Origin of the sequence: Psychrobacter sp. ER1, assembly GCF_048631835.1 — a bacterium.
In the GTDB taxonomy this organism is placed as follows: Bacteria; Pseudomonadota; Gammaproteobacteria; order Pseudomonadales; family Moraxellaceae; genus Psychrobacter.
This window is the reverse complement of the sequence record NZ_CP184640.1, coordinates 97,302-122,851: the sequence shown is the minus strand read 5'-3', so window position 1 is coordinate 122,851 and position 25,550 is coordinate 97,302. Positions and strand designations below refer to the sequence as shown.

At 43.2% G+C, this 25,550-nt stretch carries 19 protein-coding genes, 4 pseudogenes and 1 riboswitch; of the genes and pseudogenes, 8 read left to right on the top strand and 15 right to left on the bottom strand.

Annotated features, from left to right (window positions below; genetic code table 11):
* Positions 1-296: 296 nt before the first annotated feature.
* Positions 297-1,586, top strand: coding sequence for a replication-associated recombination protein A (locus tag ACOBWA_RS00575; protein ID WP_420229910.1), 1,290 nt, complete (start codon positions 297-299; stop codon positions 1,584-1,586).
* Positions 1,587-1,932: 346 nt separating this feature from the next.
* Positions 1,933-3,044, top strand: a pseudogene (gene ribBA, locus ACOBWA_RS00570) (bifunctional 3,4-dihydroxy-2-butanone-4-phosphate synthase/GTP cyclohydrolase II).
* A gap of 141 nt (positions 3,045-3,185) precedes the next feature.
* Here ribBA and ACOBWA_RS00565 read toward each other — a convergent pair.
* The 8 genes from ACOBWA_RS00565 to ACOBWA_RS00530 all read right to left on the bottom strand — a co-directional run bounded on the left by ACOBWA_RS00565 (position 3,186) and on the right by ACOBWA_RS00530 (position 9,265).
* Entirely contained in the window at positions 3,186-3,677 is a 492-nt protein-coding gene (locus tag ACOBWA_RS00565) for an acyl-CoA thioesterase (RefSeq protein WP_420229909.1), read from the bottom strand.
* Between the two features lie 52 nt (positions 3,678-3,729).
* Complete coding sequence (locus tag ACOBWA_RS00560; RefSeq protein WP_420229908.1) at positions 3,730-4,764, bottom strand: hypothetical protein; 1,035 nt, start codon at positions 4,762-4,764, stop codon at positions 3,730-3,732.
* 60 nt (positions 4,765-4,824) lie between these two features.
* Positions 4,825-5,589, bottom strand: a complete 765-nt coding sequence (locus ACOBWA_RS00555; RefSeq protein WP_420229907.1) for a uroporphyrinogen-III synthase — start codon at positions 5,587-5,589, stop codon at positions 4,825-4,827.
* Positions 5,526-5,741, bottom strand: coding sequence for a hypothetical protein (locus tag ACOBWA_RS00550; RefSeq protein ID WP_420229906.1), 216 nt, complete (start codon positions 5,739-5,741; stop codon positions 5,526-5,528). The genes ACOBWA_RS00555 and ACOBWA_RS00550 overlap by 64 nt, the downstream gene beginning before the upstream one ends.
* A gap of 186 nt (positions 5,742-5,927) precedes the next feature.
* The gene (gene hemC / locus ACOBWA_RS00545; protein WP_298808933.1) at positions 5,928-6,962 is read right to left on the bottom strand and encodes a hydroxymethylbilane synthase; all 1,035 of its coding nucleotides are present in this window, start codon (positions 6,960-6,962) and stop codon (positions 5,928-5,930) included.
* A 226-nt stretch (positions 6,963-7,188) separates the two neighbouring features.
* Positions 7,189-7,926: a LytR/AlgR family response regulator transcription factor gene (locus ACOBWA_RS00540; protein WP_420229905.1), complete on the bottom strand. Its 738-nt coding sequence runs from the start codon at positions 7,924-7,926 to the stop codon at positions 7,189-7,191.
* Between the two features lie 329 nt (positions 7,927-8,255).
* The gene (locus ACOBWA_RS00535) at positions 8,256-8,870 is read right to left on the bottom strand and encodes a histidine kinase (RefSeq protein WP_420229904.1); all 615 of its coding nucleotides are present in this window, start codon (positions 8,868-8,870) and stop codon (positions 8,256-8,258) included.
* Complete coding sequence (locus ACOBWA_RS00530; protein ID WP_420229903.1) at positions 8,849-9,265, bottom strand: hypothetical protein; 417 nt, start codon at positions 9,263-9,265, stop codon at positions 8,849-8,851. Before ACOBWA_RS00530 ends, ACOBWA_RS00535 begins: the two co-directional genes overlap by 22 nt.
* A gap of 253 nt (positions 9,266-9,518) precedes the next feature.
* Between ACOBWA_RS00530 and argH the strand changes: the two genes are divergently transcribed.
* Positions 9,519-10,892 (top strand): argininosuccinate lyase, encoded by a 1,374-nt coding sequence (argH, locus tag ACOBWA_RS00525; RefSeq protein WP_102092674.1) that lies wholly within the window; start codon positions 9,519-9,521, stop codon positions 10,890-10,892.
* Positions 10,893-11,208: 316 nt separating this feature from the next.
* On the top strand, positions 11,209-11,499 hold the full coding sequence (locus tag ACOBWA_RS00520; RefSeq protein ID WP_057757820.1) for an oxidative damage protection protein: 291 nt from the start codon (positions 11,209-11,211) through the stop codon (positions 11,497-11,499).
* A 99-nt stretch (positions 11,500-11,598) separates the two neighbouring features.
* Here ACOBWA_RS00520 and phoU read toward each other — a convergent pair whose 3' ends face one another.
* The 5 genes and pseudogenes from phoU to pstS all read right to left on the bottom strand — a co-directional run bounded on the left by phoU (position 11,599) and on the right by pstS (position 16,805).
* Positions 11,599-12,381 carry a phosphate signaling complex protein PhoU gene (gene phoU, locus ACOBWA_RS00515; RefSeq protein ID WP_420229902.1) on the bottom strand — a complete coding sequence of 261 codons (783 nt, stop codon included), beginning with the start codon at positions 12,379-12,381 and terminating at the stop codon, positions 11,599-11,601.
* Between the two features lie 119 nt (positions 12,382-12,500).
* On the bottom strand, positions 12,501-13,337 hold the full coding sequence (gene pstB, locus ACOBWA_RS00510; RefSeq protein WP_394124741.1) for a phosphate ABC transporter ATP-binding protein PstB: 837 nt from the start codon (positions 13,335-13,337) through the stop codon (positions 12,501-12,503).
* A 172-nt stretch (positions 13,338-13,509) separates the two neighbouring features.
* On the bottom strand, positions 13,510-14,415 hold the full coding sequence (gene pstA / locus ACOBWA_RS00505; RefSeq protein WP_420229901.1) for a phosphate ABC transporter permease PstA: 906 nt from the start codon (positions 14,413-14,415) through the stop codon (positions 13,510-13,512).
* 61 nt (positions 14,416-14,476) lie between these two features.
* Positions 14,477-15,429, bottom strand: a pseudogene (pstC, locus tag ACOBWA_RS00500) (phosphate ABC transporter permease subunit PstC).
* Between the two features lie 209 nt (positions 15,430-15,638).
* The gene (gene pstS / locus ACOBWA_RS00495) at positions 15,639-16,805 is read right to left on the bottom strand and encodes a phosphate ABC transporter substrate-binding protein PstS (protein WP_057757805.1); all 1,167 of its coding nucleotides are present in this window, start codon (positions 16,803-16,805) and stop codon (positions 15,639-15,641) included.
* A gap of 293 nt (positions 16,806-17,098) precedes the next feature.
* A riboswitch (TPP riboswitch) is annotated at positions 17,099-17,243 on the top strand.
* A gap of 248 nt (positions 17,244-17,491) precedes the next feature.
* Between pstS and thiC the strand changes: the two genes are divergently transcribed.
* Positions 17,492-19,606 carry a phosphomethylpyrimidine synthase ThiC gene (gene thiC / locus ACOBWA_RS00490; RefSeq protein ID WP_420229900.1) on the top strand — a complete coding sequence of 705 codons (2,115 nt, stop codon included), beginning with the start codon at positions 17,492-17,494 and terminating at the stop codon, positions 19,604-19,606.
* Between the two features lie 122 nt (positions 19,607-19,728).
* On the opposite strand, the gene ACOBWA_RS00485 is transcribed toward thiC, so the two are convergent.
* Positions 19,729-20,619 (bottom strand): fructose bisphosphate aldolase, encoded by an 891-nt coding sequence (locus ACOBWA_RS00485; RefSeq protein ID WP_420229899.1) that lies wholly within the window; start codon positions 20,617-20,619, stop codon positions 19,729-19,731.
* Between the two features lie 176 nt (positions 20,620-20,795).
* A pseudogene (locus ACOBWA_RS00480) lies at positions 20,796-21,643 on the bottom strand (EamA/RhaT family transporter).
* Positions 21,644-22,012: 369 nt separating this feature from the next.
* Between ACOBWA_RS00480 and ACOBWA_RS00475 the strand changes: the two are divergent.
* From ACOBWA_RS00475 to ACOBWA_RS00465, 3 genes and pseudogenes are all read left to right on the top strand, one after another.
* A pseudogene (locus ACOBWA_RS00475) lies at positions 22,013-23,930 on the top strand (ABC transporter ATP-binding protein).
* Between the two features lie 84 nt (positions 23,931-24,014).
* Entirely contained in the window at positions 24,015-24,905 is an 891-nt protein-coding gene (locus ACOBWA_RS00470) for an alpha/beta fold hydrolase (protein ID WP_420229898.1), read from the top strand.
* Positions 24,906-24,925: 20 nt separating this feature from the next.
* On the top strand, positions 24,926-25,543 hold the full coding sequence (locus ACOBWA_RS00465) for an alpha-ketoglutarate-dependent dioxygenase AlkB family protein (protein ID WP_420229897.1): 618 nt from the start codon (positions 24,926-24,928) through the stop codon (positions 25,541-25,543).
* Positions 25,544-25,550 lie beyond the last annotated feature (7 nt).

The window sequence follows — 25,550 nt, the reverse complement described above, 5'->3', positions numbered from 1 at the left end:
ACACAAGCTATACGCTTAGTTAGCTTTCATTAACATATTTTTGCGTTAACCTAGCGCGTATGACTTGTAACAAGTACCATCCTTATAAACTAGCTTACTTCTACTACTGATGTCTAATACTCATTGCTATTATAAAATTGCTGCGAAAATCATGCCAAACGTATATGAGTGTCGAAACTCAATAAAAATGATAAAGGTAGCCTAGCATGCTGTTATTTGGATTTAACTATAGAGACCTTGCCATTACTACCATTGCAGCAAGTAGATAGCTTTTTCATTTTCCGATAGAGAGTCTTATGCCACCTAACTTCCATGCTGATACCCCACTTGCTCAGCGTATGCGCCCTACTTCTCTTACTGATATTATTGGTCAAGAGCACTTGCTGGCAGCTGGAGCACCGTTACGACGTTTGGTAGAGCAAGGCCACCTGCCATCTATTATCCTGCACGGTGAAGCAGGTATTGGCAAAACAACCATTGCGATGTTGTTAGCTGATGCCGTTAATCGACCTTTTCATGCGCTCTCCGCGTTAAATACTGGGGTCAAACAGTTACGCGAAGTCCTAGATAATAAAGATTCATTGGCATTTGAATCACCTGTGGTCTTCATTGACGAGATTCATCGTTTCAATAAAGCACAGCAAGATGCACTATTGGGTGCAGTAGAATCTGGTGACATCACGCTAATTGGTGCTACTACGGAGAACCCATCATTTAGCATCAACAACGCTCTCTTATCACGTTGTCAGGTATATCGTTTAGAGCCGTTAACACCTGAGCAGATAAATACTGTGCTACAACGAGCCCTCTCAGAAGACAATATACTCAAAAAACTAAACGTCGATTTACAAGCAAAAGATACTATTAGTCAGCTGGCTCACGGTGATGCTCGAAAAGCGCTAAATTTATTAGAGCTAGCCATTCAGACCGCTGATGCCAAGCAGTCACCAGTGATTATCGATGATGAATTGGTCAGCCGAGTAGCACAGACTGCTTTGGTAAGATATGACAAAGACGGTGAGCAGCATTACGATATTATCTCAGCGATGATAAAGTCCGTCCGCGGCTCAGATCCAGATGCGGCATTGTATTGGATGGCACGTATGCTCGTAGGCGGCGAACCTGCTGATTTTATTGCGCGGCGCTTAGTGATTTTGGCCAGTGAAGATATCGGTAATGCCAATCCTAATGCCTTACTCCTAGCTGATGCGGCATTACGTAGTGTGCAATCTATCGGTATGCCAGAAGCGCGTATTATTTTAGGTCAAGTTGTGGTGTATTTAGCGACCAGTGCCAAAAGCAATAGCACTTATAAAGCGATCAATGCTGCAATGGCGTTGGCTGGAAAAGATGCCTCACCTGTACCGCTACATTTGCGCAATGGCGTGACCAAACTGATGCGTAGTCAAGGCTACGGTCAGGGTTATGCTTACCCGCACGATTATCCTAACCATTACTATCCTCAAAGCTACTTACCAGATAATTTGATTGGTACCAGTTTTTACGAGTTTGCAGATAACCAGCGTGAGCAGCACAGTAAGCAATTTATGGATTGGTTAAAAAGCCAAGCAGCGAGCAATGACTAACTGTGATATAGATCAATAAAAAAGATAACGCACAGATTTACGAGTCAGTTTTAATGGTCATTGATAATATTTATGACTATTTTTGACATACTGAACGATATAGTGGGAAGATGGCGCAGCACGTGACGCTGAAAAGCGTTAAAATAACCTCATAATGATATATACAAGCAATTAAGCAAGTTACTTTTATATCAAATTATATTGCTTATAGCGCGATTTACTTGACCGTAGTAGCGCTTTGCTTGACCGTAACAGCGCTTTGTATTACCTACTGCTACAATAAGCAGATAGAGCCCTATATTCCAAATGACACCTATTTATAAATAATAAAATATTGAGATTTACTATGAGTTTAAATGCAATCCCTGAGATTATCGAAGATATTCGTGCTGGAAAAATGGTCATCTTGATGGATGATGAAGACCGCGAAAACGAAGGTGATATCATCATGGCAGCGACCCATGTGCGCCCTGAAGATATTAACTTTATGATTACTCACGCGCGTGGTCTAGTTTGTTTGACCTTATCACAAGCGCGTTGCCAGCAATTGGCACTGCCACTGATGTCAGATCGTAACGAGGCGAAGTTTAGCACCAACTTTACTGTCTCGATTGAAGCTGCTGAAGGCGTCACCACGGGTATTTCTGCTGGTGATCGTGCACGTACTATTCAGGCAGCGGTATCTTCGTCAGCGAAGCCTGAAGACATCGTTCAGCCTGGTCACATTTTTCCAATTATGGCACAAAACGGCGGTGTTCTTCACCGTGCAGGCCATACAGAAGCAGGTTGTGATTTAGCACGTTTAGCGGGTCTAGAGCCTGCAGCAGTGATTGTAGAGATTATCAATGCAGATGGTACGATGGCGCGCCGTGACGACCTTGAAATATTTGCAAAAGAGCATGACATTAAGATAGGCACGATTGCTGACCTTATCAATTATCGTATCGCTAATGAGCAAACGGTAGAAGAGATTGAGTCACATCCGTTTGAAACTGAACACGGTACTTTTACGCTACATCGCTTCCGTGAGTTTGGCGCTGAAGAAACACATTTAGCCTTGGTAAAGGTGATGTCAGCGAAGGCGTCAGCACTGTACGTGTACATGGCTTCCACCCATTACGCGATTTGTTTGCAGCTAAAAACGATATGACTGGCCGTAGTGGCTGGAGCGTACAGTCAGCACTAGAAGAAATCAGTGCTTCAGATCGTGGTGTGCTGGTATGGATTGGTAGTAATCAGCCAGTTGATTTGGGAGATGCGCTGGACAAAGCCGCAGACAACGAGTCGCAATCAACCATCACGCAGCAACCTTATCGTAGTATCGGCGTTGGTGCACAGATATTACGTCACTTAGGTGTCCGTGATATGCGCTTATTATCATCGCCAATGAAGTTTTTTGCTTTATCAGGTTTTGATCTAAATGTGGTTGATTTTGTTCATGCACCGCAGCAAGACTAAAAACTGTTTAAGAAAATAGTTGAATGATGAGTTATTAAAAAAGCACGCTGACATTATATTAGCGTGCCTTTTTTGTTTTTAGCTTTTAATTTATAATAATTTTTTTGAAAAAATGAACAATCGACTCACATAGGAACCAACCTAAAGCTCAGGCGTATGACCAAACTTGGCTTCCAGTGCTAGCAGCTGTTGACGCTCTGCTGCCGTCCATGGCAACTTACCTTTTCCATCACTATCCAGACGTACTACCACAGCCTCTGCCGTAGCAACGATGATCTCTTGCACGATACTATAGTAACTATATTCCATCGCCATACTTGTATCGCCTAAACGCTTACAACGAACTCCTAATAGTAACGTATCAGGATAAGTAACTGGGCGTAAATACTGGCAGCTAGACTGGGCTAAAACAGTGACCATACTGCCATCAAACATACCTAGCGCATGCAAATAACTAATGCGTGCTGACTCAGCGTAACGATAGTAAACCACATTGTTCAGATGATTGAAGGCATCCATCTCTCCCCACTGTATCGGCTGATGATGAATAACAGGATAATGAGCTAGTAACTCAGGGCGATGATCGTTTGCTACACCAAACATAGATGCTGATTTTTCATTAGAATGGGTCATTGCTTACCTTACATTTTATATTTTCTGTATTAACTATTGTGACTAGCTTTCGTTAGCGTTGCGGCTTGTCTAAAATTTCTGTCGTCAATAATGGCGTTGGTTTTGGTGCATGAGCAATCAACTGATTTAGCCATACAATTACTTCTGGTATGTCACTCGGTGCTTTCATTGTCTCAAGATTACTTTGACCATCGATTGGTTTTTTATTTGCTTGTACAATTCCAATCGCGCCAGCTTGTACTGATTTTTTATTATCGCTAGTTGAAGCTTTAGGTACCAACGTTTTTAACTGTTTGCGTGCCTGCGTCAAATAGCTGACAAGTTGATCTTGCTTACGCATATTGCTGGCTTGGCTTGCTAAATTCAACGTCATGATGACTTCATGGATAGTGAGCTGACGACGCGTTAAATTTGTATCACTAGTCGCTGAGGTATCAGTGGCATTGGTTGCTTTGAGTAGCTGCTTGTTCTCAGTAGCTGCATCTACCAGCTCTCGACGCTGTAGATCCGTACCTTCATAACTGCCAAGACGCTCATGACTGTGCAAAAACTCCTGAATGTTTTGAATCGCAAGATTTTGTATTTGCCACGGGCTTGGCTGTGAGCTTTGTGCCTGCAGACGCTCAATATCTTTAATCAAACTTTGCTTTATAACGATGGTTAGCGCAGGTGCAATTTCATTACTGCTTTGCGATAACTGCCAATGTAGACCTCGCAATAACTCAATCGCGGCACTGTCATTACTATCCGCCAACAGTCTATCAGCCGCTTTAATTTGGATACGCAATAGGTCCAACTGATTCTGAGCTTGGCTACTGGCCTTAACTCTAGGTTCTGGCAACGTCTGCTGACTCATGGCAAATAGACGATCGTCCATTTCGTTTAGTCGACTGATTACTTGCTCATTACTCTGCAAACGGTCGTTGACACTATGCTGAAAGCGCTGCTGACTAATATATAGCCACAATAATGCAGCGATCAGTAACAAGATAACCAGCCATTGCATCCGTAGCAGCAAAATATTTGCTTGCCGGCGCTGCTGAACAGTAGAAGGATCCTTAGATAAGGACTCAGAATTCATTGACATAAGGCAGTACCGTTATTGGTATAGATAAACATGTTTAAAGCAAATGGAAAATTTAAAGTATTATATTTTAGAATGAATGGCTGAGAGAATCGTATCTGGCGACAAATCCTCTACTCGCCAGTAGCTCAACTGCTGTGCGGCAACCATATTGGCAAGACGCTCACCCAACACAACGTAGGAAAAATCATTTAACGTAAGCGCTAGACGCTGTGTTTTATCAGCCACTGCATCAGAATTTTGCTCTTTTTTTAACGTCTTCGATTGCTCGTCATTGACGATATTTGACCAATGCTCAAAAGCTGCCGCACTACTGATGACGACTATTGGCTTTGGCTGCTGTGATGACGTAGTACTATGAGTAAGAAAATCTTGTTGCCACTGCTGATACTCGGCAATCGCATCGATAGGCATTATACGCTCGTACCAAGCAATACTATCGATATGTACACCGCGCGCCTGCAATGTATCAACCAATAATCGTCGACCACCAAGCCCGCGCCATATCAGCAATTTATCGCCTGCTTGTAAGCTATCGATTTCAGGCATTGCTAGCATGCCTTCGTTATTGGCCGTCTGAGGCTGAAGTATTTGATAGTCTGTTGTATCTATACGCACCTGACTGAACTCTGCTGCCGTTGCTTCACCAACCGCAACCAGAGGACTAGGTAGTGACAAACCTTCTGACAATCTCTGCACATATTTGCCATTACTATCTTTCGCTTTGTATTTACGCTTTTCATGTTCAAGTGATTGCCAAGCGACTAGCCCTGAAGCTGCCGCAGTTGGACTGACGATAACAAGTGCTTTGTACTCCCCGCCATCCACTGATGCATTAATGCAATATCTAGATCAGTTGTTTGACGTGGTCGTAGCGTCAACATTGGCATATCAACCACTATCAATCCTGCTACTTGCAAATGCTGCGTCAACGGTGCTGCTCGCTCTACTGGGCGAGTATTGATGACAATTTGCGGCATTACGTCTGACTTATCATTAGAACAATTCTTATGAGAAGTTATGTATGTAGATTGAGTTGGCATTGATGACATCGATATACCATGACAAAAAACGAAAGAGTGAAAAAGACTTAAGTCTACAAAAATGGCTGATGCTTAGATCAGCCTATCTTACGGTTAATCCAACCTATAGCAACAGTACTCGTACTACTCAGGCTGATATATCGCTGACAAAATATCTCCTGCGCCATCAGCAAGTAGTATTTCTGCGACATCGATACCTAGTTGGTTGGCTTGGGCTTCTTGCTCGGCTTGTGTCCCAACCAACGTAGCTCGTTTGTCTGCCTTCAACAATTCGCTACCATCGGCCTGACCCACTCGACCGCGTAGCCATAGCACATTCCCACTATCGTTATTGCCGTTATCACCATTGTTATCATTATTAACACTGGTTTCTTCAGCTGTCTGCAGAACTGCATAAGCGGCGATCGGTACTTGGCAGCCGCCCTCTAAATGACGGTTCAGAGCACGCTCAGCGATAAGTCGAATACGGGCTTTATCATCATTGAGTGGTGCAAGTAACTTGAGCACTTCTTCATCGCCTTCACGGCATTCGATTGCTAAGGCACCTTGCCCAACTGCAGGCAAGCAAGCTGCGATATCAAGCTCACCGCGTATTCTCTCATCCAGCTCAATACGTTGCAAGCCGCTAGTTGCCAGAATGATGGCATCGTATTCACCAGCATCTAGCTTGCCCAAACGAGTGCCGACATTGCCGCGCAACGTTTTGATTTGTAGATCAGGTCGATAAGCTTTGATTTGGCATTGACGACGTAAACTTGATGTCCCAACGACTGCACCTTGTGGTAATTCATCAATACTATTATAGGTGTTTGAGACAAAGGCATCTGTTGGTGAGGCGCGTTTACAGTAGACGCCTAATGTGAGGCCTTCGGGAAGTTGCATCGGTACATCTTTTAGCGAATGCACTGCTATATCTGCTTGTTTGTCATACAGCGCTTGTTCAAGCTCTTTTACAAACAGTCCTTTACCACCGATTTTGGCCAAAGGTGTGTCCAAAATCTTGTCACCCTTAGTGACAATTTTTAGTAAATTAATCGTCAGATTGGGATACAACGCCAGTAAACGATCGCGAATATGCTCGGCCTGCCATAAGGCTAAAGGACTTTGACGTGTAGCGATATTTAGAGTAGTCAAAACAGGTTGCTGCGGATTGCTCATAAAGGGCCTCAATAAGTTCGATACTAATACTATAATGGCTATATTCCCAATGTCAGTACTGTTCATCTTTATACTGAATAATATCGATATTACTCGATAGGGCAAGTTTGCCAAAGCTTAGGCGACTCAAATGATTAATAGTAGATGCTGACGCAAAAAATACCCCTATTTAAGCATAAATAAGGGTTTGATGATACGGATGATTGGGCGCTATCAGGACAGCCTATTACATGCTTTGGATTTTATCACGTAAGGCAGGTAAGTGACGACGACTGACCGCTAGCGTCTCATCAATACCTTTAAAACGTATCTGATACTGGCCTGCGTCTAGGGTTTCTAAAAAGTCCAAATAACTAAGGTTGATGATGGCATTGCGATGTACTCGGAACAGACGATCATCAAATTCTTGCTCTAACTCTTTTAGCGTTTCATCAATCAATACCATGCCATCTTTGTGACGCACTTTGACGTATTTTTGATCTGCTGCAAAATAGTAGATATCCTTTAGCTTAATCAGCTCAACACCGCGATGCGTACGAGCAGCGATATGTTCACGTATCGGACGTGCTGTCGGGTTTTCAAGCTTGCGAATTTCGTTTAGTTGAGCAGCATTTAGGTTCTTTGCTTTGTTTAATGCCTCTAGTAGCTCATCTTTGTTTGCAGGTTTCAACAAGTAGCCAATTGCATTGGCTTTTAACGCTGCGATCGCATAATGGTCGTATGCCGTCACAAATATAATCGCTGGTGGATGTTCAAGTTTGGCAAGTTCTTGAGCACAACGCACGCCGTCCATTTCAGGCATTCGGATATCTAATAATATAATATCTGGCTGCTGGGTTTTTACAGCGACGATGGCTTCTGCACCTGTTGTGGCCTGAGCAACTACCTCATGGCCTGACTCCTGTACAATTCTCACCAAGCGCTCACGCGCTAGGGGCTCATCATCACAAACTACGATACGCATGCAAACTCCCATCCAAGGACATACTTAATATTTTTTTCAATAGTATTACGGCTATATTAGCACTCATTATCAATCACTTAGAATATATAATCTAAATTATTTAATAAAATTCTGACGAAAGCTACCAGTTTTTATAGCGGACAATATACTCCTGCTATCGGTAGATTTTATATGGTGTAATTGTGTTTCACGGTAGTTATGATATTACTTATTCGTAATCATTATTTATCAAGCATAAATTATGACGTCTATACATAGTGATGCAATAAGTATGCCATATAGGCTTTTGAAAGGTAAAAGAATGGAGAAAGCTAATAAAGAACAGTAAGTTATAAACCAACGTCTTGTAGAGGATAGTCGATGATGGTGATAATTTGAGTACTGGCTACCGAACTTTGGATATCAGCACTTTGTCCAAAATGGGCGCGCAAACGATCAGCTTGAATATAGAAATTCATATGCTGACGCAAGTCATGATTGATGCTTAGTGTCTTTTTGGGAAGCGCAACATCAATCATGATTTTAACTCGGTGTTGTTCCCACGTGACTTCAATATTAATACAGATAGTTTCTGTGGTCAGCTCTACCACATTGAGGAGTATTTTCTCTAGCACGCTTTGTAGCGTTAGCGCAGTGATAACCATGTCATACATGATATCTTCTTCAGGTAACTTCCAATTGACTTCGAGCTTGTCTGCTAAACGACTAGATTCGATTGCCAAATAATGCTCACAAAGATCAATCTCTTCTTCAAAGCTAATCTCACGTGTACCACTAAAACTAGCGCGGAATAATGCAGAAACGTGCTGTAATAAATCAGCGGCTTTGGGCGGGTTCGATTCAATCAGTGATACGAGTGTATTGATAGTATTAAAGAAAAAGTGCGGGGCCGTACGGGCTTTTATTAGATCATTTTGTGCGGTTAATTTATATTCAAAGGACAACTTAAGCGCATTAAGCTCACGATAGCTACGCAAAAATATAATAAGAATACAGTCGTAAAACCGCCAGACAACACTGTATTGAGCACAATATTCAATACAAACGTGCGACTATCATATGTTAGCCAACCAAAATTAATCATAGATAATGTGACTAACGCCATCGAAACTGCAGCAGCAAACATCAGTAACAATACAATGCGCATACTTACGCTAAGAATACTGGCGTTTTTGAAGGCAGGGCGTAGGTAGTCAACTAAATACAGTGAGGGAATAACCGTCAGAGTGTTTTGAGTGAAGCTACGTACAAACTGAATCATGAAGTCTGACCAAGTGGCTAGACTATGGCGCTCCATTACCGTTAGGAACAAGGACCAAAAAAGATATATGTCAGCCACTGCCAAGGCCTCATGATTTCCATGAGTTTAGGAATAAAAAACTCTAAGCGTGTAGCTAGTAAGGCAACCTCATCATTTGCTATACTCGAGTTCTTATTCTCTTGACTTGTCTTGTACCGATATGAACGCCAATTCTTCAAAACCTAGTAATCCTGAATCAAGTAAAAGTTCATCTGACTCTGATTTTAGCACAGATGCTCCGATAACAAGTACCACAACGCAGACTGCGCCTGCTAGTAGCCAAGGCCAACAAATGTGGGGCGGGCGCTTTAGTGAAGCGACAGATAGCTTCGTTGCCGCCTTTACTGCCTCTGTAGGCTTTGATCAACGCTTTGCTCGTCACGATATTCAAGGCTCGATTGCTCATGCAACGATGCTAAAAGAATGTAACATTTTAACTGCTGATGAAGTTGCCACCATTATCGATGGCCTTCAGCAAGTATTGCGCGAGATTGAAGCAGGTGAGTTTAACTGGTCGATCGCCCTTGAAGACGTGCATATGAACGTCGAGTCACGTCTGACTGACATTGTAGGTGCCGTTGGTAAAAAGCTACACACTGGTCGTAGCCGTAACGATCAGGTAGCCACAGATATTCGCCTATGGTTGCGCGAAGAGACTGATAATATTATTGAGTTATTAGTACGCTTACAAAGTGGCTTGCTTGATTTGGCTGAGCAACATACTGACACTATCATGCCAGGCTTTACTCATTTGCAAACGGCACAGCCTGTTAGCTTTGGGCATCATGTGATGGCATGGTTTGAGATGTTATATCGCGATACTGAGCGTCTTGTCGATGCACGTCGCCGTATCAACCAGATGCCACTTGGTAGTGCAGCGCTTGCTGGTACAACTTTCCCAATCGATCGTACCATCACTGCTGAACTATTAGGTTTTGAAGGTATTTGCCAAAACTCACTCGATGCCGTTTCGGACCGTGATTTTGCGATTGAGTTTACTTCAGCAGCATCTATTCTGATGATGCATATGTCGCGTATGAGCGAAGAGATTATTCTTTGGATGTCAGCACAATTTAATTTTGTGCAGATACCAGATCGCTTCTGTACTGGCTCATCGATCATGCCGCAAAAGAAGAATCCTGACGTACCTGAGTTGGTACGCGGTAAAGCGGCACGTGTTTTTGGTCAGTTGATGACTTTACTTAGCCTAATGAAAAGCCAGCCACTCGCCTACAACAAAGACAATCAAGAAGACAAAGAGCCTTTGTTTGATTGCGTTGATACGTTGACAGGTTCACTATTAGCGTTTGCTGATATGCTACCAAATATCACGCCAAACAAGGAAAGCATGCGTGCCGCTACGATGAAAGGCTATGCGACTGCGACTGACTTGGCAGATTACTTAGTACGTCAAGGTGTGGCATTCCGTGACGCCCATGAAGTGGTTGGTAACGCTGTTGCTTTAGGCATCAAAGAAGGTGTTGATCTAAGTGATTTGTCATTGGCACAGCTACAGCAATTTAGCGATGCTATCGGTGAAGATGTCTTCGACTATCTAACGCTAGAAGGCTCATTAGCAGCTCGTGACCATTTAGGTGGCACTGCGCCAAACCAAGTCAAGCAAGCGGTGGTCAATGGCCGTGCTCGCTTAAAAGCCTTTGCCTAATCAGTACTTTTGAATAAAAGCTAACCTGCTAATATAAATTTAACACCCGCTATTTACGCGGGTGTTTTTATTTGTTCTATGACCTCTACTGGATTAGCCAATGTCATTATCAAAATATCAATAGCTTTGCAAATTTCAATAAAAAGGTTAAACGTAGACAATATTTGTCATACACCAACTACCAAAGGCTTTATAACAAATAGATAGAGGCTTGACGATATACATTAGTACCCTTTGCTAAATCTATCAAGACCGTTATCATAGACTCATATGATATTTGATTTAACCACTTAAGATAATGAATAAGGAATGCCTTATGACTGAGACTTTTAACCCTCAAGCAAATACTGTGTTTTGTCGTAAATATAAGCAAGATTTGCCAAAGATGCCGCATCCACCCTTCCCTAATAAGAAAGGTCAAGAGCTGCAAGAGACCGTATCTGAAAAGGCGTGGAAAGAATGGCTTGAGCATCAAACTATGCTTATTAATGAGAATCATCTAAGCATGATGGATCCTGCTGCTAAAAAGTTTTTAACAGAGCAGCGTGATAAGTTCTTAGACAATGAAGACTATGAGCGCGCACAAGGCTGGACACCAGAAAGTTAGTATTTACTGGCTTTCTAATAGCTACATTTAGTAGTTATAAAAAAACGCGCTTACTATAGCGCGTTTTTTATTATAAGGTAAAAAGCATAGTTCTTCCTATCAGCCTTCATCACTATCTGACGTTTCAAGTTCATTGGCTGACAATGTATTAACTTGACGAGCAGCTAAGCGATCATTGGCTTCTTGTACCGCTTTTTCGACCATGGCATAGTCTGAATGACGCACGTCTTGCCCACTGATATAGTTAATCACTAACTCTGCGACATTTTGTGCATGGTCACCGATACGCTCAAGCGATCGTAATATCCACATGATATTGATGACTTTTGATACGTGGCGCGAGTCTTCCATAATATAGGTCATCAAAGCACGAATAGCTGACTGATATTCGGTATTGACCGCGCTGTCATTACGCATCACTTCAAACGCTTGCTCCGCATTCGACTGACTAAAAGCTTCTAGCGAGTTGTTTAGCATCAGACGAACTTGATTGCTCAGATGCTGAACTTCAGCATAGCCGTATGCTGATTTACCTTCTGCCGCAATTTTACTGGCCATTCGCGCAATTTTTACCGCTTCATCGCCGATACGTTCCAAATCGACCACACCTTTACTGATCGACATGACTAAGCGCAAATCACTGGCAGCGGGCTGGCGTTTGGCAACCAATAATAAAATGTGCTCGTCGAGCTCGACTTCCATTCGATTGATATCGAAGTCCATATCGATGACTTCTTGCGCCAGTGTTTCGTCTTTATCGATAAGAGCATGAATAGCTTTGGCCACTTGGTTAGCCGCGCTATCACCCATGTATAAAAATAAACGGATGGCTTCATCAAGATCTTGGTCAAAACTTTTGGAGATATGCTTATCACTTTGCATGAGAGGTATTCCCTAGAATCTATATTTTAATAGCGCAGTGTGCCTATGAAGTTAGAAAGTCGGCTTATGACATGCTAATCAGCGTTGTCTGCTTGTACCGATTTCAATCTCAATCAATGTTAGCCATAACGACCTGTAATATAGTCTTCTGTCGCGGTTTGGGTAGGTTTGGTAAATATCTGATCGGTCTCACCCATCTCAATCATATCGCCTAGATACATATAGACCGTATAATCAGATACGCGTGCTGCTTGCTGCATATTGTGAGTGACGATAGCGATGGTGTAGTCGTTTTTCAGATCTTCGATCAAGTCTTCGATAGCACCCGTCGAGATAGGATCCAACGCTGATGTCGGCTCGTCAAGCAACAGTACTTCAGGCTTGGTAGCTACACTACGTGCGATACATAGACGCTGCTGCTGACCACCTGATAACGACAGTCCTGATGCTTTTAGCTTGTCTTTCACTTCTGGCCATAGTGCTGATTTTTTCAGTGCCCACTCTACGCGATGATCCAGCTCGTCTTTGCTTAATTTTTCATATAGTCGTACGCCAAAGGCGACATTGTCATAGATTGACATCGGGAACGGCGTTGGCTTCTGAAAGACCATACCAACTTGTGCACGCAGTAAGTTCACATCAATATCTTTACCCAATATGTTTTTGCCATCTAGATTGATGCTGCCTTCTGCACGCATACCTGGATATAGATCGTACATGCGGTTAAAGGTACGTAGTAGCGTAGACTTACCACAACCTGAAGGACCAATAAAAGCGGTCACTTTTTTATCCGCGATATCGATATTGATGTTTTTTAATGCCTGAAAATCATCGTAATAGAAGTTTAGATCTCGAACTTCCATTTTTGCAGCAGGCATATTCTTAGGAATATCTTGAATCGTTTGCTTATTAAAATCAGCAGTGTTTGGTTGCTGAGCTTGGGCGCTAGTAGACATGGGTCTATTTAATAGGCTACCTGTTGCCGTATTAAAGTTGTCAGCAGTCGTGTTTGTACGGACGTTGCTTAGGACATCATTCATAATATTTCAACCTAGCTCAATTAATTTTATATAAGTTTAAGTAAATGCTTAGCGTGCAGCGTACTACAGTCTGGTCTGCTCTCAGCCCTTATTTGGGCTGACCTCTACCACCGATAAATCTTGCCAAAATATTCAATACTAGGACAGATGCGGTGATAAGTAGTGCTGCCGCCCAGGCCAATGTATGCCAGTTGTCATAAGGACTCATCGCAAACTGGTAAATGGTATTGGGTAAGTTAGCAATAGGCTGACCCATATCTGTACTGAAGTATTGATTGTTAAGTGCGGTAAATAGTAACGGCGCTGTCTCACCAGTGATTCGAGCAAAAGCCAATAGCACACCTGTGGTCAGTCCAGCTCGTGCAGCTTTTACCGTTACCTGAGTGACCAGTTTCCACTTAGGAGTACCTAGCGCATAGGCCGCTTCGCGTAGACTATTAGGTACTAGATTCAGCATGTTTTCTGTCGTACGCACGACCACCGGAATAACAATCAATGCCAATGCCAACGCGCCTGCCCAACCAGAGAAACTTTGACCTTTTACCATCAGTGCATAGATAAATAGACCGATGACAATCGATGGCGCTGACAACAGAATATCATTTAAGAAGCGTGTGACCTTGCCCAGCATACTGCCTTTAGAAAACTCAGATAAGTAAATACCTGTCATAAGACCAATAGGTGCACCGATGAACAATCCTGAAAACGCTAACATGACTGAACCAACGATGGCATTACGTAAGCCGCCCGCACTCATCGGTGGCGGCGTATCAGCGGTAAAGATTGGCAACTGCATCATGCCTTGAAAGCCTTCAACAAACAAAGTCACCAAAATCCATGACAACCAAAACAGGCCAAAAACCATCGCTGACATGGCAAAGCCTAGACCTAACTTGTTGGTCAAACGACGCTTGTTATAAAGGCTTTGATTGTAGCGGGTAGCGCCGTTTGGCTTAGTAGGTAGTGGTGCATTGATCGCATTGTTAGCGGGCATAATATTTATTTCCCATATCTTTTATCAATATCTATCAAGGTTCAATAAATCGGTAACAGATCTATCGATTACCTGCTTTGTGATCCATGCGCATGAGCATCAGTTTTGCTAAAGACAGCACAATGAAGGTGATGACAAATAAGATTAAGCCTAGATGTAGTAGAGACGCAAGATGTAGCTCACTAGACGCTTCAGCAAACTCATTGGCCAAGGCCGAGGTAATTGTCACACCAGAAGTAAATAGGCTTGGACTGATATTAAACGCATTGCCAATCAAGAAAGTAACTGCCATCGTCTCACCCAATGCTCGACCCAGACCCAAAATTACGCCACCAACAACACCAGCTTTGGTATAAGGTAGGATAATTTTGAACATGACTTCCCAAGTCGTCGCGCCCATGCCATATGCTGACTCTTTCAGTAAGTCTGGTACGACAGAGAAAACATCGCGCATGGTGGCAGCGATGAACGGTATGATCATAATGGCCAGTACTAGGAAGCGGTAAACATACCCAGTCCCATAGGCGCACCTGCAAACAGCTTACCAATAATAGGCAAAGGGCCGACGTGCTCAATAAACCATGGCTGAATGTGATCACCAAAGAATGGCGCAAATACGAACAATCCCCACATACCGTAAATGATAGATGGAATACCAGCCAACAACTCAATGGCGATACCAAGTGGTTTTTTGAGGAACTTAGGGCACATCTCGGTTAAAAATATCGCAATACCGAAACTGACTGGAACCGCGATAACAATAGCGATAAATGACGTGACTAAAGTACCGTAAATAGGCGCTAATGCCCCGTATTCATTGGCGACTGTATCCCAGTTATTGCTGGTGTAAAATCCCAAACCAAACTCTTGAATACTCGGCCATGCTCCAACAATTAGAGACACCAAAATGCCCCCTAAAGATAGGAGGACGAGTATGGCAAACGCTTTAGTAGAGTTAACAAATAAAGCGTCGTAACGTTTTTGTTTAGCCAGTTGGGACCTTAAGTCTGTCATAAGTGTCTCAGCATTGAATGGGATGAATCGAAATATTAAAAAGATGTATATCAGGTCTTAACACAACAAACTTAAACGGTATGAGTAAGCATATTTATCGAGATGTATCCATCAAATTTGCTGTGTTAAAACCTCTCAAATAACTACCGGAGAATAGTTATTCGAGAGGATAACTTGTCAGTTGCTAAATAGTATTTAGCAAAAACAAATTACTGAGCTGGCTTGTAGACAGGCTGTCCATCGCTACCTTTCACTTCGTTCCACTTCTCTTTGAACAAGGCTACTGCCGTGTCAGAGAATGGTACGTAGTCTAGTTCCATGGCGCTGTCATCACCTTGGGTATAAGCCCAGTCAAAGAAGTTCAATACGCCAGCGACTTGCTGAGGATTTTCTGGTTGCTTATGTACCAAGATAAAGGTCGCAGCAGCGATAGGCCATGCTTGGTCAGTTTCAGAGTTGGTGATGACTTTATAAAAGCCTTCTTGTTGTGACCAGTCGATATCACCTGCCGCAGCAAACGTCTCAGCAGATGGCTGTACGATGTTACCAGCTGCGTTTTTCAGCGCAGTATGTGACATTTTATTTTGCTTAGCGTAAGCATACTCAACATAACCGATAGAGTTTTTCATGCGGTTTACGTAGCTTGAAACGCCTTCGTTACCTTTACCGCCTGCACCAGTAGCAGAGGTCGGCCATTTGACGGTTTTATCAACGCCAACAGTGTCTTTCCAGTCTGGTGAAACCTTGGCAAGATAGTCAGTGAAGTTGAAGGTCGTACCTGAACCATCTGAGCGGAATACTGTTGTGATTGGGGCATCTGGCAAGGTCAAATCTGGGTTCATCGCCTTAATCGCAGGGTCATTCCAGTTGCTAATCTTACCCAAATAGATATCAGCTAAAGTCGTACCGTCTAGCTTCAGTGCACCAGGCTCAACGCCATCAATGTTGACGATTGGTACAACACCACCGATGACTGTTGGGAACTGAATCAGACCTGCTTCGTCTAACTCTTCAGGCGTCATTGGGGCATCAGAAGCACCAAAGTCTACTGTTTTTGACTGAATTTGTTTGATACCACCAGATGAGCCAATCGACTGATAGTTGACTTGGCCACCAGTCGCAGCATTGTAATCATATGACCATTTCGCATAGATAGGCTGCGGGAATGACGCACCTGCACCTGTAATATTCATAGCGATATTTTCAGCAGATTTAAAATCTGACGTAGCAGAAGATGCTGTCTGAGAGGTTGTTTCAGCTGTTGTCACAGCGCTACTGCTAGTATCAGCAGTTGGCTCCGCTGTATCTGTTGACTTATTACACGCCGTAAGCATTAATGTACAACTGACGGCCACTGCTAATAACGAATAACGCATGTAGGACTCCTGAAGTTTAACAACGGTATAAAAAAGCATTGCTTGTGATATGCGTGTTATCTTGCCAAATCTTTATGACAGTTTAATGACAACTTCTAGAATCCTTCATTCGCTTTACATAATATTTGAACAATTTGTCTACAACCTAGTAATACTAAGTACCCTCATCTATCAACACTCAAAAAAATTATTCACGAAAATATTGAACCGTGTGTTTGACACAGAATATTTGTATCCAAATACTATTAGCCGTTGGTACAGAATTTTGTTAGTATGAAGGCTGATTTACAACACTGACAGACTCGGGGTGCGGTGTATTTTTGGCTCACTTTATTAAACTTGCTTTATCAAAGTAGTCGCCTTGATACATTCGCTGAGAGATCACCCGCCGAACCTGATGCGGTTAGTACCGACGCAGGGAAGTCTTAAGCACTTTGTTATTTATGACAAAGGGCGCGTAGAAATACATTTTTATCGTCACTATTGTCTTAATATGCGTAATGCATAAACAGATAAGAAGAGAGGATATAAAGCTGCGTCCAATATTTGATGATCACCATGCGCGACGATACTTTTTGGTCGAAGTTGTGGGTTCATGATATAAATTTGTCTAGATGATGGATGCCTACCCCCGCAGATACTGGCGGTGTTGATTTTATTCAAAAACCAACACGCTAGGACAGCATATGACTACTGCAGACACCACCTCAATTGCACCGAAAGCCCAAACGCATAACCCAGCCGACAACTCAACGCTTGCTTCAAATGCTGCTGACACGACCAACGTCAAAGCAGATAAAAAAGCAGATGCGTTAAAAACCCCTGCTCACCGTGCCGCAAGTGATGCCCGTTTCGAAGAAGATGCACGCGACTTGCACCGTATTTTACCTGCCTCAAGAAAAGTCTATATCGAAGGCTCAAGACCTGACATCCAAGTACCGATGCGTGAAATCAGCTTGGCTGATACACCTGTAGGTGGCACTGGAGATAAAGACGGTGAGCATAATCCGCCGTTTTATGTATATGACACCTCAGGTGTATATACCGACCCTAATGTCGATATCGACCTCACACGTGGATTGCCAAAATTGCGTGAGAACTGGATCGCAGAACGCGGTGATACCGAGCAATTAAGCGGCCTATCTAGCTCATACGGACAAGCGCGTGCTCGCGATATCAGCACTGCCAATCTTAGATTTGCTCATATTGATAAACCGCGTCGCGCCAAAGCAGGACAGAACGTCACGCAAATGTACTATGCACGCCGTGGCATCATCACTCCTGAGATGGAATATATCGCCATACGCGAAACGCAAAAGCAGCATGAACTGACCGATATGCGTCAACATGATGGAGAAAGCTTCGGTGCCAATACGCCTCAAATCATCACCCCTGAATTTGTTCGCGATGAAGTGGCGGCTGGACGCGCAATTATCCCAAACAACATCAACCACCCTGAATCTGAGCCGATGATCATCGGGCGCAATTTCTTGGTAAAAATCAATGCCAATATCGGTAACTCAGCGTTAGGTTCATCTATCGATGAAGAAGTATCCAAAATGACGTGGGCCACGCGTTGGGGTGCGGATACCATTATGGATTTATCAACGGGTAATCATATTCATGAAACCCGTGAATGGCTAATCCGTAACTCTCCTGTGCCGATTGGTACCGTACCGATTTATCAAGCATTAGAAAAAGTCGATGGCGTCGCAGAAGACCTAACGTGGGAGATATTCCGTGATACGTTGATCGAGCAAGCAGAACAAGGCGTAGATTACTTTACCATTCACGCCGGCGTACTATTACGCTATGTACCGCTCACCGCAAAGCGTCTGACAGGTATCGTCTCACGTGGTGGTTCAATCATGGCGCAGTGGTGTCTAGCCCATCACAAAGAAAGCTTTTTATATACGCATTTCGAAGACATCTGCGAGATTATGAAGCAGTACGATGTGGCATTTAGTCTAGGTGATGGCCTACGTCCTGGCTGCTTGCAAGATGCCAATGATGAAGCGCAGTTCGGTGAGCTACGTACGCTTGGTGAATTGACTAAAGTGGCATGGGATCACGATGTACAGGTGATGATCGAAGGCCCTGGACACGTTGCGATGAACCGCATCAAAGAAAACATGGACTTGCAGCTTGAGCTATGTGCTGACGCGCCTTTCTATACTTTAGGGCCATTAACCACAGACATCGCCCCAGGCTATGACCATATTACTAGCGCCATCGGAGCTGCGATGATTGGATGGTTTGGTACAGCGATGCTATGCTATGTCACGCCAAAAGAACACTTAGGTCTACCAAACAAAAAAGACGTTAAAGACGGCATTATTACTTATAAAATCGCTGCACACGCTGCTGACCTTGCTAAGGGTCATCCAGGAGCACAAGCACGTGACAACGCGCTATCTAAAGCCCGTTTCGAATTCCGCTGGGATGATCAGTTCAACCTAGCGCTCGATCCTGATACTGCACGTGAATATCATGATGAGACGTTGCCAAAAGACGCACACAAATCGGCACACTTTTGCTCCATGTGTGGCCCTAAGTTTTGTTCAATGAAAATCACTCAAAACGTGCGTGAATATGCAGCAGGGCTGGATAAAGCTGCTGCCAACCAAAAAGTAACGCCGCAAACAGGCGACTTAACTGACGCTGGTCATCTAATCAAAGAGGTAGATACAGAGCTCGTTGGACAAGTTGGTGAAGCCACTGCTGAGGAAATTCGCCAAGGCATGGCGGAGATGACTAAGAAATATAACAACGAAGGACGCCAGTTATATAAAGAGGTGTAGTGTTAATAACCTATGCTTTTGAAATAAGAAAAGCCCTACTATTTAAGTATTTGCACACTTATCTAGTAGGGCTTTTTTGCTTATTTACTCATGATTCATGTGCGAGTTTTTATTTACTACGTTTACACTTTCGACGCCTGATAAATCTCTTCAATTGAGGCATTAATGGTTTCAGCAAACTCGCTATCACTTTGTTGCTTACTCAAGCCTTCAGTAAAGGCACGCGAGAAGCTCGCAATCATACCTGGGTTTTGTTTGAGTTTGGCACAAGCATCGCTACGACTATAACCACCAGACAACGCCACAACTTTTAACACTTTAGGATGGTCAATCAACTCCTGATAAAACCCTGCTTCTTCTGGCAATGTTAGCTTCAGCATCACTTGATGTTCGTCATTTAAGCGTTCCAGATTGCGCAGGATATCGGCTTTTAACAGTACTTCGCACTCATGCTTTTGGGCACTGTCGATGTTGACCTCTGGCTCAACGATTGGCATCAAACCTTTTGAAATAATTTGCTTAGCCACATCGAACTGCTGCTGTACCACAAGCTCGATACCATCGACGTTTGGCTCATAAATGACTGAGCGCATTTTAGTACCGAATAGGGGATAGTTTTTTGCTTTATCCAATAATAGATCTAGATTCGGGATTGGCTTCATAACTTGTACGCCGCTCATTTGCTCAGCCAGACCTTTATCTACCTTCAAGAATGGTACGATATTTTTATCTTCCCATAGGTAATTAGCTGTCGACTTACCATTGACTTCGCGCTCCATGGTATCTTCAAATAAAATTGCACCAAGTACACGCTCGCTATCAAAACAGTCGCACGTCATGATACGAGCACGCATTTCATGAACCAAATCAAACATGGCTTCATCGTTATCATAGTCGTCGCTGCTGACACCATAAGTCTCTAACGCTTTCGGTGTGCTGCCGCCACTTTGATCAAGAGCAGCAATAAAGCCTGAACCATTTTTTATACGCTGTAATTGCTTATCGTATTCCATTGAGCCTGCATCCTATTTTTATTGGTTAAGTTAAATATCATAAACTAAGCTTTTTTATTCCATACAAGCCGTGTTATTTGTAGATAACCTTATCATAGGATGATTTATATGCCTATATAGGATACGTGACAATATAGCTAAAAAATTATGAAACCAATACTTTTGGACAGTGCGCTTTACGCCAAAAATAGTACCCCTACACAGCAGACTGCCAATACTAATCCTATTATGTTGATACGGTTTAGCTGCTCTTTAAACACTCCTACGCCAATCAATGTCGCTACGGCAATAACACCGACATTCATACCAGTGAAAACGATGCTAGGAGAATCATGCAGCACTTGGTGTGCCCGCACATAAGCATAAATATTGCCCATGTTTAATGTACCGAGCAGCAAGCCTGTCATAAGCGCTTGTTTTTGCCAACGTACCCTTATGACAAGTAAATAGATTAAAAGCAATACACCTGCTACCCCGAAGCTAACCAGTAGAGTCAACGGAAAAGCTGCCCCTTGTTTGGCAACTTGTTTGAACAAAATATCAATAATGCCGTAGCCTGCCCATACCCCGAATAACCACAGTGGCGTATGCTTTGCTTGCCGAGTAATATCGTTATGCTGTGGTCGATAGACAAGCGCACCTAATGCCAAAAAGCCCAACGCCAGTCCAAGTATACGTGTACCAGTCAGCACCTCACCGAATAGCAAAAAGCCGCTACGATAGGAATAATAAGTGATAAGCGCTGAGACGCGTCGGTTGCTACCATCCCCACCGCTTTAATAGCTCGTCCGAGAATGATAAATACGGCAGGCAGTAGTACTCCAAGTGCAATGATGATGCCCCAAGCGCTATCAAGCGCATGAATGGCACTTACATCAGGTTTTAGTAACACCCAAGTCAGTAAAAAAGCCACAGGATAGCCTGCCACGATGGTCTGACGAATATCTATATTTTTCTGGCGCAATATTTTCAAAAGTACTGAGACAGCGACGCTACATAGCACCGCTATTATTAAATACATCATTCACTGCTACCTTTTGAACTTCAATGTTGAGTTATTACTGTTCGTACATTTATAAAAACCATTAAATAAAATGCCTGCTAATCAGCTGATTTTCGCAATGAAATCATGCTTATAAAAGCAATATTTAAAATATGAATAAGTTTGGATGTGGAATGTAACAAAATATGTTTTCCACAGCAATCTATTTATTATTGTTGTGACTAAGGCACTAAAGACACAGCTATTCTTAAGTAAATTACAATTAGCATGCAGGTATGATTAGTAATTTTGCTAAAATAGCACCTAATCCCAATCACAAAAGTAAAGATTCTAGATAACGAGTCCTCTCGTTCATCTTGACGTACTGCTATTGATGTTTTATTACTGCCTATGAATGCTTTATTTCGCTTTTTTGAAAACCGCCTACCCGCCTTTCCAGACACACCCATGCCATTGCCATCACCTAAAGATGGTATGCTGAAGTTTTTGTGGGCATGTACCAATGGCTTACGCGGCTGGCTACTAATTTTTATGATTTTGTCCGCTGGTATCGGTATTTACGAGGCCATGCTGTTTGCTTGGATAGGTAATATCGTCGATTGGTTGGGCGTTTATACGCCGCAAAACTTATGGGTAGAAAAAGGCGATATGCTGCTCATCATGCTCGCTGTCATGATAGTAAGCCCATTGTGGATTGCCTTGTCATCGTTTATCCACTTTCAGACCTTGCAGGGCGTGTTTCCTATGCAGATGCGCTGGCGGTTTCATCAGCGCATGCTTGGGCAATCCATGCAGTTTTATCAGGATGAGTTTTCGGGACGTGTCTCAGCTAAGGTAATGCAGACAGCCCTAGCAGTACGCGATACCGTAATGACCGTCACCGATATGTTTATGTATGTCTCTGTCTACTTTATCACCTCAGGGGTGATTTTGTTTAATTTAGACAGCTTACTACTCATTCCATTTATTATTTGGCTGGTCTTGGTTGCCATCACCATTTGGTACTTTATCCCTAAGCTCAAGGAGACAGCGATTGTGCAAGCGGATGCCCGTGCCTTGATGACAGGACGAATCACTGATGCTTATGCCAATATCATGACCGTTAAGCTATTTAGCCACTCTCGTCGTGAGCTAGGCTGATGCTAAAAACGCCATGGGGCAATTTTTAGGTACGGTACATGCACAGATGCGCTGGGTCAGCTATTTAGAAGTATCGACCCATCTTATCAGCGTGATCTTGGTCAGTAGTACGGCAGGTATTGGATTGTACTTGTGGCAACAAGGCGCAGTTGGTGTTGGTGCCATTGCTGCTGCGACTGCTATGGCATTACGTCTAAATGGTTTGACGCGTTGGATTATGTGGCAGACAGCCAGTTTGTTTGAGAGTATCGGTACAGTTCAAGACGGTATGCGTACGTTGTCAGCACCGCAGACGATCATTGATAAACCTGACGCGCCAGCGCTAGCCGTCACGGACGGGCGTATCGTATTTGACCATGTCGACTTCAGTTATGAAAATGACGAAGAAGACAATGACCAAACTAGCGAGCCTATTGATAGTACCAACATCGCTAAGCGCGCTCCTAACTCATATATCAAACTGTTGGACAACTTCCACTTAGATATTAAGCCGGGTGAAAAGATTGGTTTGGTTGGGCGCTCAGGTGCTGGTAAATCGACCTTGGTCAATTTGCTATTGCGCTTTTTTGATGTCGATAGCGGTAAGATTCTAATTGATGGTCAGGCTATTGATGCCGTTACGCAAGAATCGTTGCGCCAACAGATTGGCATGGTGACTCAAGATACCTCGTTGCTACATCGTACTGTGCGTGAAAACATCGCCTATGGTCGTCCTGATGCTACTGACGAAGAGATTATGATCGCTGCCAAACAAGCTCAGGCATGGGATTTCATCAAAGATCTGTACGATGATAAAGGCAATACAGGACTTGATACCCAAGTGGGTGAACGCGGAGTCAAACTATCTGGCGGTCAACGTCAACGTATTGCTATCTCACGTGTTATGCTAAAAAATGCGCCGATTTTACTTTTGGATGAAGCGACCAGTGCGCTAGATTCTGAGATTGAATATGCCATTACCGAAAGCTTAAATGACATCATGACCGGCAAAACGGTTATCGCTATCGCCCATCGACTCTCTACCATTGCTGCGTTAGATAGACTGGTCGTTATGCATCAAGGTCGCATCATTGAGCAAGGTAGTCATGATGAACTATTAGCATTGAATGGTGTCTACGCTCGACTGTGGCAACGTCAAAGCGGTGGCTTCTTAGGTGAAGATAACTAGGATTCATTAAGTCAGCTCAATCATAAAAAGCAAAGCTACGAAAAACAAATCACTCAAAATAAGTCACAAGGAAGTGTTTATTTTATGGAAGCATTCACAAACCGCATTAATCTTAGCGGAAAGCAGGCACGTTACTACGACCTTAGCCAGTTTAATCAGCCGCTAGATTCAAGCTCTACTCCCCGCGCGCCAGCACATTTTTATAGTGGTAATAGTTTTACTGTTGGTACTTATACGCCACTATTAAGTAAGCTAGCCACTGAGTTTGATATCAGCTCACTTGCCCTACGTGGCTACTGGTATGATAAGCCGCAAAGTCGTCGTCTGACGCGAGAGCAAGATGCTGATATGCTGATTGAGTTTTTAGAAAAGACACAAGACAAGCCTGTCGTAGGTATTGGTCATTCGCAAGGGGCGACAGCCACAGCGATAGCAGCTGCCAAACGTCCAGAGTTGTTTTCGCAATTATACCTGATCGAGCCTGTCACATTTACCAAAAACCAAGCTACCTTATATAACCTTTTGCCACGCTCTGTCCTACTAAGCCGCGAGCCTTTCAAAAGTACGTTAACTAAGCAATCTACTTGGCCAAGTACCCATAGTTATTACGAGAGCCTACGTGCGCAGCGTGCCTATAAGCGTATCAGCGATGAGCACTTGCAAGTATTTGCTGAGCAAAGTCTGAGCAAAAACACAGATGGTAGCTATACGCTTATATTTGCACCAGAACAAGAGCTGGCCAATTATTTTGGCGCACCTCATATCGATGCCGCACTCAAAAAACTACGCTGTCCCTATACGTTGATTACAGGTAAGCCTACCCTGTTCATCAATGACAAAGTACGAAAGCAATGGAAAAAATTTGTCCCAGATAGCAGTCTTATTTCGCTGTCAGATTATGGTCATCTATTGCCAATGGAAGCACCTGAACTATGCGCTCAAATTATCAACGAGCACTATCAAAGCAGTAAATAAGGATTTACAACGACTGAATTATGACTGACCTCTTTGCTCCTGCACCCACCGATAATTTACTGCCCTATGATGGTAAGGTGAATGATCTAGGCGTAATTATCGACGATGCCACTGCCCTTTATAATACTCTACTAAATGAGCTACCGTGGCAGCCAGACATCGTGACGTTATTTGGTAAGACCCATATAACTACTCGGCAAATTGTCTGGATGGGAGATAAAGATGCAGACTATCAATATTCAGGCCATGTACGGCAAACTGTTCCATGGTCAGATATGGTGTTTCACGTGAAACAGGGTATCGAGCAAGCTTTAGCAGAGATTGGTGTCATCGCTAGTTTCAATACCTGCCTGCTTAATTACTACCCTTCTGGCACTGATGGTATGGGCTACCATGCTGATGACGAAAAAGAGCTCGGTCATCAACCAGTTATCGCCTCCTTATCGCTTGGTGCCACACGTAAATTTGTTTTTAAACATAAAAAAACTCAAGACAAAGTTGAACTTTATCTTGAGTCTGGTCAGCTCGTTGTGATGCATGGTGATACACAAACCTTTTGGAAGCATACGATTACTAAGACAAAGACGGTCGATGCTGGGAGAATCAGTCTAACGTTTCGGCATATGCTTACATCTTGATACTATC

Coding starts and splice junctions, on each gene's coding strand:
- ACOBWA_RS00575 (WP_420229910.1), top strand. CDS start 297: ATGCCACCTAACTTCCATGCTGATACCCCACTTGCTCAGCGTATGCGC.
- ACOBWA_RS00565 (WP_420229909.1), bottom strand. CDS start 3,677: ATGACCCATTCTAATGAAAAATCAGCATCTATGTTTGGTGTAGCAAAC.
- ACOBWA_RS00560 (WP_420229908.1), bottom strand. CDS start 4,764: ATGTCAATGAATTCTGAGTCCTTATCTAAGGATCCTTCTACTGTTCAG.
- ACOBWA_RS00550 (WP_420229906.1), bottom strand. CDS start 5,741: ATGCCGCAAATTGTCATCAATACTCGCCCAGTAGAGCGAGCAGCACCG.
- hemC (WP_298808933.1), bottom strand. CDS start 6,962: ATGAGCAATCCGCAGCAACCTGTTTTGACTACTCTAAATATCGCTACA.
- ACOBWA_RS00540 (WP_420229905.1), bottom strand. CDS start 7,926: ATGCGTATCGTAGTTTGTGATGATGAGCCCCTAGCGCGTGAGCGCTTG.
- argH (WP_102092674.1), top strand. CDS start 9,519: ATGTGGGGCGGGCGCTTTAGTGAAGCGACAGATAGCTTCGTTGCCGCC.
- ACOBWA_RS00520 (WP_057757820.1), top strand. CDS start 11,209: ATGACTGAGACTTTTAACCCTCAAGCAAATACTGTGTTTTGTCGTAAA.
- phoU (WP_420229902.1), bottom strand. CDS start 12,381: ATGCAAAGTGATAAGCATATCTCCAAAAGTTTTGACCAAGATCTTGAT.
- pstB (WP_394124741.1), bottom strand. CDS start 13,337: ATGTCTACTAGCGCCCAAGCTCAGCAACCAAACACTGCTGATTTTAAT.
- pstA (WP_420229901.1), bottom strand. CDS start 14,415: ATGCCCGCTAACAATGCGATCAATGCACCACTACCTACTAAGCCAAAC.
- pstS (WP_057757805.1), bottom strand. CDS start 16,805: ATGCGTTATTCGTTATTAGCAGTGGCCGTCAGTTGTACATTAATGCTT.
- thiC (WP_420229900.1), top strand. CDS start 17,492: ATGACTACTGCAGACACCACCTCAATTGCACCGAAAGCCCAAACGCAT.
- ACOBWA_RS00485 (WP_420229899.1), bottom strand. CDS start 20,619: ATGGAATACGATAAGCAATTACAGCGTATAAAAAATGGTTCAGGCTTT.
- ACOBWA_RS00470 (WP_420229898.1), top strand. CDS start 24,015: ATGGAAGCATTCACAAACCGCATTAATCTTAGCGGAAAGCAGGCACGT.
- ACOBWA_RS00465 (WP_420229897.1), top strand. CDS start 24,926: ATGACTGACCTCTTTGCTCCTGCACCCACCGATAATTTACTGCCCTAT.